The 9,306-nt window shown below is 50.3% G+C and carries 7 protein-coding genes; all 7 read left to right on the top strand.

Annotated elements, in window-relative coordinates; all coding sequences use genetic code 11:
• The first annotated feature begins 157 nt into the window (after positions 1-157).
• Positions 158-712, top strand: coding sequence for a pentapeptide repeat-containing protein (locus Q1Y74_RS02040; RefSeq protein ID WP_300812043.1), 555 nt, complete (start codon positions 158-160; stop codon positions 710-712).
• 35 nt (positions 713-747) lie between these two features.
• Positions 748-1,767, top strand: a complete 1,020-nt coding sequence (locus Q1Y74_RS02045) for a L,D-transpeptidase (protein WP_300812044.1) — start codon at positions 748-750, stop codon at positions 1,765-1,767.
• A 343-nt stretch (positions 1,768-2,110) separates the two neighbouring features.
• Positions 2,111-3,484, top strand: a complete 1,374-nt coding sequence (locus Q1Y74_RS02050) for an ATP-binding protein (RefSeq protein WP_300812045.1) — start codon at positions 2,111-2,113, stop codon at positions 3,482-3,484.
• Positions 3,485-3,589: 105 nt separating this feature from the next.
• Entirely contained in the window at positions 3,590-4,294 is a 705-nt protein-coding gene (locus tag Q1Y74_RS02055; protein ID WP_300812046.1) for a murein L,D-transpeptidase catalytic domain family protein, read from the top strand.
• A gap of 76 nt (positions 4,295-4,370) precedes the next feature.
• Positions 4,371-5,726 (top strand): MATE family efflux transporter, encoded by a 1,356-nt coding sequence (locus tag Q1Y74_RS02060; RefSeq protein WP_300812048.1) that lies wholly within the window; start codon positions 4,371-4,373, stop codon positions 5,724-5,726.
• Between the two features lie 1,178 nt (positions 5,727-6,904).
• Complete coding sequence (locus Q1Y74_RS02065) at positions 6,905-8,482, top strand: hypothetical protein (protein WP_300812049.1); 1,578 nt, start codon at positions 6,905-6,907, stop codon at positions 8,480-8,482.
• 417 nt (positions 8,483-8,899) lie between these two features.
• A complete protein-coding gene (locus Q1Y74_RS02070; RefSeq protein ID WP_300812050.1) occupies positions 8,900-9,091 on the top strand; it encodes a hypothetical protein in 192 nt (63 codons plus the stop codon).
• Positions 9,092-9,306: the final 215 nt, after the last annotated feature.

Here is a 9,306-nt window from a genome sequence, read left to right on the forward strand (position 1 = left end):
GGTTTTCGGTGCAAAAATAGGCAATGGGGCGTGCAACCTGGTTGCAAACTTCCGCCTGCGGCTGAAATTAATGGCGGCCGGCGGTTGGGATTGGGAATAAAGTTGTATCTTTGTCTGATGTCGGGGCAGGGTAAACGCCTGCCTGATAGAGATAGTTATGGAAGAACAAGTGTTGCAACAGATTGACTTTACCGCCCGGAGCCTTGAACCGGAGTATTACCGTTGCACCTTCAAGGGCTGCAATTTCTCGGACATGCGTCTGGGCAGCCACACCTTTGAGGAGTGCCGTTTCCAGCAATGCAACCTCAGCCTGGTCACCATGAACCGCACGGCCTGGCAGGGCGTAAAGTTCGAGGAATGCAAGATGACAGGCATCAGTTTTGCCGACTGCAACAAGTTCTCCCTCTCGCTGGAGTTCGAGCGTTGCATCCTTCACTATGCCCTGTTTGCGGGGTTGGGGCTGCAAGGCACCCGCTTCACCGACTGCGAACTGTGCGAGGCCGACTTCAGCGGTGCCAACCTTTCGCGTGCCTCTTTCAGCGGATGCGACCTGCTGCGGGCGGTTTTCCACCGTACCAACCTGGAGAAGGCCGATTTCTTCACGGCCCGCAACTACCTGATAGACCCCACGGTGAACAAGCTGCGCAAGGCCCGTTTCTCGGCCGGAGGACTGGAGGGGCTGCTCTATGCTTTCGGGATTGAGATTGTATAGGATGTATATATTATAGAGGTAAGGAGGATGTGTCCATGAAGTATTTCCCGGTTTTCTGCCTGTTATGGGGCTTGTTGCTGGCCGCTTGCCGCGACGGGCAGGCGCCTGCCCCTTCTTCCGACGGCGGGGTGTATGCCGCTTCTCCGGCTGAGCCGATTGTCCCCGTGTTTGTGGAGAGGCCGTTGACGGCCTCCGACATCGTCCTGACCAAAGACTTCCTGTACGACCAATATACGCTGGAGGATGTCTATCCTTATCGCGATACGGTGCGTTCCTTCAAGTGGGAGATTATCCGCAACTGCCTGGCCTATATTGAGAACATGCAGCGCGATTCGGTCCGCTGGGTCGTGTTGCAGAACTACCGCAATCTGAACCGCGAGGCTCCGCTGGTGCGCAAGTATGTGCGCAATGTCTACCGCCGGGTGGCCGATACGCTCGGGGTGGAGCGTTACCAGTCCGTTCCCCTCTATCTGCCGTCGGACACGCTGGTGCCCGAACGTTACGGGCGCGACGGCACCATCGCCTACCTGCACGGCACCGAGGGCAGCTTCTGCCGGGTGCATCCGGCCACGTTCGTGGACGAATGGCTGGTGCCCGCCCGCTACCTGAAGCCGCTGGCCGACTCCACCGTATTTCACCACGTGGTATTCGTTGACCGTCGCGACCAGAACATCGCCACGCTGGAGCGGGTGGCCGAAGGACGCTGGAAGATACGCAGTATGAACCCCGCCACCACGGGCAGGCACGCCCCGCCTTATGCGCAGGAGACTCCGCTGGGCATGTTCCTCGTCCAGCAGAAGAAGGAACGCATGATTTTCCTGAAAGACGGCTCCACCGCCACCGGCGGCTATGCCCCCTATGCCAGCCGCTTCACCAATGGAGCCTACATCCACGGTGTGCCGGTCAACGTGCCCGCCACGGCCATGATAGAGTACAGCTGGTCGCTGGGCACCACGCCCCGTTCGCACATGTGTGTGCGCAATGCCACTTCCCACTCCAAGTTCATCTTCGACTGGGCACCGCTGGAGCAGTCGCTGGTGGTGGTCATCGAATAGCCGGCCTGCGCCGTGTGCGTTTTTTAAACTTTCTGCCCGTGTCTGTAAACGTTTCGTTTTTTATGAAGAATCCGATGCAACATCGCATTCCTATTGAAAATACATAATTCATGATTTTGTATTATGCCATAAAAACATTATGTTTGCATTGCATAATAATAATTTAAGTTTCGCAAGTGCTCAACTTATTAGTTGACAAGGCTTCAGTCAACAAGTCTACAAGGCTGGAATGCCCTGTTTGATATAGTGCCGCTTGAAACGGCCCGCTGCAAACGCCTTGTCAACTCGTTAACTTGTTGCTCGTCAACTGCAACTTGAGCTTGCGAATTGAAAATCGACGAAGTTGAAATTCGTTGACCGGGTAGATGAAACTGTACGGCTGAAGGATGCTCTTGCTCGAGAAAAATCTTCATTAGTCGTGATATACGGCCGTAGACGGTTGGGCAAGTCAACGCTTGTCAAAAGAGTGTTGACGGATACGGATGTTTATTTCCTTGCCGATTGTTCTGAGGGGCAGCATCAAAGGATGTTGCTTGCAAAAGTGCTTGCACAAGTGTTTCAGGATTTCGATAAGTTGACCTATCCGGATTGGGAGTCTATATTTCGTGCTGCCAATTATCGGACAGACAAACGTTTTACTCTATGCTTGGATGAATTTCCGTATCTTGTGGAGCAATCTCCGGAGTTGCCGTCTGTATTACAGAAACTTGTTGACGGGAAGCAGTTGAAGTATAATGTTGTGCTTTGCGGTTCATCGCAGAATATGATGTATGGGCTGTTCCTTGATTCTACGGCGCCCCTCTATGGTCGTGCTGATGAGATAATGAGACTTACGCCGATACGTTTGCCGTATATTCAGGAGGCTTTGAACCTTGATGCGGTGAACGCCATTGAAGAGTATGCCGTATGGGGCGGCGTGCCGCGTTATTGGGAACTGAGGGAAAATAAAAGTTCGCTTGATGATGCCCTGTGGCACAATATCCTTTCTGTAAATGGAACTCTTTATGAGGAACCGATAAAACTGTTTCAGGATGATGTTAAGGATATTGTCAAGACTTCAACCATAATGTCTTATATCGGTGCCGGTGCAAATCGGCTTTCAGAGATTGCCGCACGGTGTAATGAGCCTGCAACCAACTTGTCGCGTCCATTGAAGAAACTTGTCGATCTCGGATTCTTGGAAAAAGATGTTCCATTCGGTATCGATGAAAAGAATGCGAAAAAAAGCCTTTATAAGATAGCCGATCCGTTTATGGCATTCTATTATCAGTTTGTTGTTCCTAATCGTTCTTTCATTGAACTTAACCGTCGCTTACCCATCGAACAGTCGTTGACTGCTCATTTCTCCGGGTATGTGAGTATGCAGTGGGAAAAACTGTGTAGGGATGCCGTCACTGGAAATATGATCAATGGAGTAGTTTATGGCAAGGCAAAACGTTGGTGGGGTTCAGTTCTCAATGAGGATAAGAAACCGGAACAAGTCGAGTTTGATGTAATGGCAGAATCACTCGATAAAAAGTATCTGCTGGTTGGGGAATGCAAATGGACAACACAAGAGAATGGCAAACGACTAACAACCGAACTTCTCCGTAAAGCCAATCTGTTGCCGTTTGCCCAAGAATACACCATCGTTCCGGTGCTGTTCCTTAAGAATGCTCCGAAAGATGATATTGGAAATTCAATCTTGTCTGAAAACGTAATTGAATTGACCGGGTAAACGAATAGCCGGCCTGCGCCGTATGCGCTTTTTTAACTCTCTGACTGATAGTATCGGAGGGAAAAAGTACTAACTTTGCGCCGTCTTTTTCCCATGGATAGTTTTATGATGCGCATTCTGTTTACTCTGTGGCTGCTTCTGCTGCCTTGTTCCCTGTTCAGAGGGGGCGAGCCGCTTCGTCGTGTCCGGCCCGAACCGGCCGGGGCCGTGGCCGATGCGGAGTGTGCGGCCCTGTTCCGCTCCATGGGGCTGGAGGGAGTGGTCAACTGGAAAGCCTTCCGTCAGGCCATGGCCGGATACCGCAAGATTGAGGGCCGCAAGCGCGATGTGCTGACACTGATAGACTTCTCGCGCCCCTCTACGGAAGAGCGCCTGTTCGTGTTCGACTTGAATCGCCGCAAGCTGCTCTTCTCCTCCGTCGTGGCTCACGGCAGGAACAGCGGCGGCAACTACGCCACCTCCTTCTCCAACGAATACGGCTCCTACAAGAGTTCGCTGGGATTCTATCTCACGGGCGAGACCTACCAGGGCAAGAACGGCTATTCGCTGACGCTGGACGGGCTGGAGAAGGGCATCAACGACCGCGCCCGCGAGCGCGCCATCGTGGTACACGGAGCTGCCTATGCCGACCCTTCGGTGGCGGCCAGGGGAGGCCGTCTGGGGCGCAGCTTCGGTTGTCCGGCTGTGCCGCAGAAGTTGTCACGCCCCCTCATCGATGCCATCAAGGGCGGCAGCGTGATGTACATCTACGCACCGGTTCCCGAGTACATGGCCCATAGCCCGTTGCTGAAGGACAGCGGCCTTCTTTGACGCTATTTGACATAAATCAATTCGCCCCCGTCTGTTTTTTTGCTAATTTTGCGCCCGATTTCAGGAAGATACACACATGGCCAAATCGGTGGAGATGACGGAGGGACGCACCCTCCCGCAGATATTTTTTTTCGCTTTGCCCCTGTTGATGGGTAACCTGTTGCAGCAGACCTACTCGATGGTCGACGCTGCCATTGTCGGACAGTTCCTGGGCATCAATCCGCTGGCGGCGGTGGGTGCCAGCACCTCGGTGATTTTTCTCATTTTGGGTTTCTGCAACGGCTGTTGCGGCGGTTTCGGCATTCCCGTGGCGCAGAAGTTCGGCGCGCACGACTACGTCACCATGCGCCGCTACGTGGCGGTCAGCCTCCGGCTGGCAGCTGTCATCTCCCTGTCGCTGGCTGTTGTCACAGCCCTGCTTTGCGGCTGGATTCTGCACCTGATACGCACGCCTGAAAACATCTTCCACGATGCTTACCTTTACTTGCTGGTCACCTTCGTCGGCATCCCCTGCACGTTCTATTACAACCTCCTCTCCAGCATCATCCGTGCGTTGGGCGACAGCAAGACGCCTTTCTGGTTCCTGCTCTTCTCCACCGTGCTCAACATTCTGCTCGACCTCTTCTGCATTCTGGTGCTGGGGTGGGGCGTGGCCGGTGCGGCCATTGCCACGCTGATAGCCCAGGGCGTATCGGCCCTGCTGTGCTACTTCTACATGATGCGCCGCTTCGACATCCTGCGCACTGCGCCGTCCGAACGCCGTTTCGACGGCCGCCTGGCCCGTACGTTGCTCTCCGTGGGTGTCCCCATGGGACTTCAGTTCTCCATCACCGCCATTGGCAGCATCATGCTCCAGAGCGCCAACAACGCCCTGGGCACCGCCTGTGTGGCCGCCTTCTCGGCTGCCATGCGCATCAAGATGTTCTTCATGTGTCCCTTCGAGAGCCTGGGCATGGCGATGGCTACCTTTGCCGGACAGAATTACGGGGCGGGCAAGCCCCGGCGCATCTGGCAGGGCGTGAAGTCCAGCACGCTGATGATGATGGTCTACTGGGCCTTTACCTTCTGCGTCCTCATGTCTGGCGCACACCTGTTTGTACAACTGTTCGTTGACCCGTCCGAGACGGAAATCATTGCCGACGCCGTGCTGTTCCTTCATGCCGCCGTCAGCTTCTTTCCCGTGCTGGGGTTGCTCTGCATCCTGCGCTACACCATTCAGGGAGCCGGTTTCACCAATCTGGCCATGCTTTCGGGCGTGTCCGAGATGGTGGCCCGTGTCTTGGTCAGCCTCTTTGCCGTCCCGGCCTGGGGCTATGTGGCCGTCTGCTTCGGCGACCCTACGGCCTGGATTTTCGCCGATGCCTTCCTCATCCCCGCCTTCATCTACGTTTATGGTCGGGTGAAGCGGACGGCTTTCACGGCTGTGGCTTGACGGTTTTAGGTTCCTGTTTGCCGGGTGCATGAGCGATGCTTGCATGGCCCGCAAGCGATGCTTGCACGGCGTGCGGGCGACACTTGCACGGCTCGCGGGAGTTGCAGGCAATGTCTTGTGGGATTTGCTCGTCATATTCGATAGCTTTTCTTTCACTCTCCCGGCAGTCTTGTTTGTTGTGCTGTCCGATAGGCTTGTTACGTCGGCTAACTACTTGCTTTACGCGGCTGAAGTAGATAGTTACAGCCGCCAAGTGGCACTTTACGGGGTGAAAGATGGATACGCGGACTGCACGGATGGAGCGGATTCACACGGATAATAGCGAAAAAGAGAAAAGTGCCTTCACGCTTTCTGTGAACAACTCTTTGCGCTGATAATCAGTTGAACAGGGTGAAAGATAAAGTTTCATGCCCATTCAATGAAGAGTCGTGTTCATCCGTACTCTCCGTGTAGCCCGCATTTCCATCTTTCACTGCAATCTGTTCATCTTCATGTGATTACGGTGAAGCTTCACCCAACAAACTCCGTGAAACTCTGCATCCTGTGTGGCCTGTCGGAAATGAAATAACTTAAGTTTCGGTTTTACCGAATTGAAAATCGGCGAAGCCAAACTTGCAGGAGTTAAAGGACTTAAAAGGAGTTATCGCCCGTCTTGGACGGGCTTAGGAGTATAGAAAAACAAACAGCTCACAATGTATTGGCTTAATTCCTTAACTTCTTAACTCCTTAACTACCAGATAAATATTAAATCCGAAACTTGAGTGAAATAACTTAAGTTTCACAAGTTTATTAAAAGGTTGTAGTTGAGAAGTTAAACCAATATTTTTTGTGAATGGTAAATGGTTAATAACTCAAGTTTCGGGTTTAGTATTTTGCTAGAAGTTAAGAAGTTATAGAAGTTATCACTTCGCTTTGCTCTGTTAGAAGTTAAAGCCGATAGTTTTGTAATGGTTAATGATTAATGGTTAATGATTTATGGTTAATGGGCACAGAAATTCCTCATTCTTCATTCCTCATTATCTTATCTATTGGCCTTTAACTTCTAAGCCCGCCCTGGCGGGCGATAACTTCTTCTAACTTCTCTAACTCCTGCAAGTTTGGCTTCGCCGATTTTCAATTCGCACTTGTGAAACTTGAATGAAATAATCGTATCTTTGCTATCCGATAAATTCACCGACATGAAACTGACGCATTGCCTCCTCCTGTTGCTCTGCCTGTGCAGCCTGTCCTGCGGCTCGCGCGCGGACTATCCCAATCTGCTTACCAAGGCGGACAGCCTGATGGATGCCCGTCCCGACAGCGCCCTTCGCCTGTTGCAAAGCATCCCTCCTTCGGCCTTAGAAGAGGGCGACCGCATGCGTCACCGGTTGCTGGCCGTGGAGGCGGAATGTCGTTGCGGCATTTTTACGGTGAATGATTCTGTGGTTTCAACGCTTGTCGATTATTTCCGACAGAGGGATGATGTAACGATGCTTGCCAAGGTTTATTATTGTCAGGCATTGTTGTATAGCGGCAGACAGCAATATGACATGGCTCTGATTACTTATCGAAAAGCCATTCCTTACGTACGTCGGGCACAGGACTGGCGTTTATTGGGGCGTATTTATGGCAATATGGGGTATTTGTTGCAAAACAATGGTTTGGATGTTCAGGCGGATTCCCTCTATCTGCAAGCCGGACAGATGGCACTTCGGAGCGGTGATACGCTTTTGTGGGCAGAAACGCTACATCGGCAGGCCATTTATCAGTTGGGGCAGGGAAAAAAGGCTTATCCCAAGGCCGAACAGTTGTTGCAGCAGTCCTACAATATGCTGGATGATGACCGTCGTTCGAGTGTTTCTCTTTCGCTCAGTTACCTTTATTCCCGTATGAAGCGGAGCGATTTGGCTTTGCATTATGCGAAAGAGGCGGTCCGTTTAAGCCAACGGGACTCTTCGCAATTGTTTCGGGCATGCGTTGTGTTGGGCGATGTATTCTATCAGACGGCGCAATACGATTCCGCCTGTTATTATTTTCTTCAAAGTATGCGCTCCGAGGCTTCCGAGGTGAAAATGAATGCCTGTATGCGTTTGGCAGATATTGCCCGAAGGCAGGAAGACTGGAAACAGGTTGCTTACTATCAGGATCAGGAAAGCAAATATAGAGAAATGTATAGCAAACAGGAACAGAGGGAAGAAATCATATTGGCAGAGAAAGATCTGTTACATCGGCAGGAACAGTCGCAAATGAAGCGGCTGATTCTGATTTGTCTGGCGGCGATTGGTGCATTGGCCGTTTGCATTGTGCTGTTGTTGGGGCGACGAGCCAGAGAGCGGAAACGCCTTCGCGGGCAGATGGATGCACTGATGAAGTTCTGGTGGAAAGAACATCGGGCGCTGTTGTCCGCAGAACCGTCAGTGGTTGAGCCGGAAGTCCTCTTACTGCCTTTCAATGAGCCGAAAGAGGTGCACCCTCTGATCGATTTTGACGACTTGGTCGGTCATCTTCGCGAAACGGAACTATATGCCAAGGTGACCCGTATTCTTTCTTATCACCAATCCTACAACGATTATGAAGAACATTTCACGGTAGAAGATCAGAATGAACTGCTTAACCTGATTAACCGTTTTACGGAGTTGGGCTTGTCCACACAGGACATCGCCATTCTGTTGGAAAAAGACCGCTCCGGTGTATATAAACGTCAGAAACGTCTCCTGCATCAATATTTCCCGGATGCAGGTAAAAAGCGGTTGGAAGACGTGTTAAAACATCTTTGAATGCCTTTTTCTACATTTTTTCCACATAAAAAAATTGTGGAAAGCCGAAAATTCCACAAAAAATCCACAAATCCAATGCTTTCAGATAGCTAATTTTGGGGTATCAAAAAACAAAAACATAACTAATAAGATGAAAGCATTAATTCTATTTTTAATTTCTTTATGGATGGGTACGTTACCATTCTAATCCCTCACATCGGCTGGATTAATATAGTCTATTCCCGGTAGTAACAGTTGGACAAAATGCCTTGGGCTTTGGTGGGTAACCGTCCGATGCCGGAGGTGTGCGAGGTGCGTGATTTACCCGATGTTTTGATATAAAGATATTATCATTCGCGAATGTGATGGCTGTTCTTGGATTTCAGCTTGAAATAAAGTCCGAAAGAAATATTTTGTTAATATTGGTTTCTTAAAATCATGAAAAAATTAAATGAATTCAAAGCGTTTGCATTGAGTAAGACTCAGATGAACGCACTTGCTGGAGGTATTTCTGTTGCATGTCTTGTTGATGGCGAATTAGTAGGTCATTTCAATGCCGATAGCATCAAAGCTGCAGAAGATTATCTGTCTAACTTCTATGATGGTGACATAGAATGTAAAAAGGTATAATTGATTTTAACATTCCGCTACTTTAATGTGGATATAGAAGTAAATGATAGTATTTCGGTTCATCATTAAAGTTACTAAAAATTAGGGAAGATAGAGAAAAGTTCTCATCAAGAGAGTTCATTGCTGTCCGGAGAAAATTCTTTAAAACAGTTATTATTAACTAATAATCAGTTAGTTACAAGGCTAATAAAATTTTTCGATTAGAAATCATAGTT

Source organism: uncultured Bacteroides sp. (assembly GCF_949298305.1).
GTDB lineage: Bacteria > Bacteroidota > Bacteroidia > Bacteroidales > Bacteroidaceae > Bacteroides.

Excerpts from the sequence above, each read along its gene's own strand:
- Q1Y74_RS02040 (WP_300812043.1), top strand. The coding sequence starts at position 158 with ATGGAAGAACAAGTGTTGCAACAGATTGACTTTACCGCCCGGAGCCTT.
- Q1Y74_RS02045 (WP_300812044.1), top strand. The coding sequence starts at position 748 with ATGAAGTATTTCCCGGTTTTCTGCCTGTTATGGGGCTTGTTGCTGGCC.
- Q1Y74_RS02055 (WP_300812046.1), top strand. The coding sequence starts at position 3,590 with ATGATGCGCATTCTGTTTACTCTGTGGCTGCTTCTGCTGCCTTGTTCC.
- Q1Y74_RS02060 (WP_300812048.1), top strand. The coding sequence starts at position 4,371 with ATGGCCAAATCGGTGGAGATGACGGAGGGACGCACCCTCCCGCAGATA.
- Q1Y74_RS02065 (WP_300812049.1), top strand. The coding sequence starts at position 6,905 with ATGAAACTGACGCATTGCCTCCTCCTGTTGCTCTGCCTGTGCAGCCTG.
- Q1Y74_RS02070 (WP_300812050.1), top strand. The coding sequence starts at position 8,900 with ATGAAAAAATTAAATGAATTCAAAGCGTTTGCATTGAGTAAGACTCAG.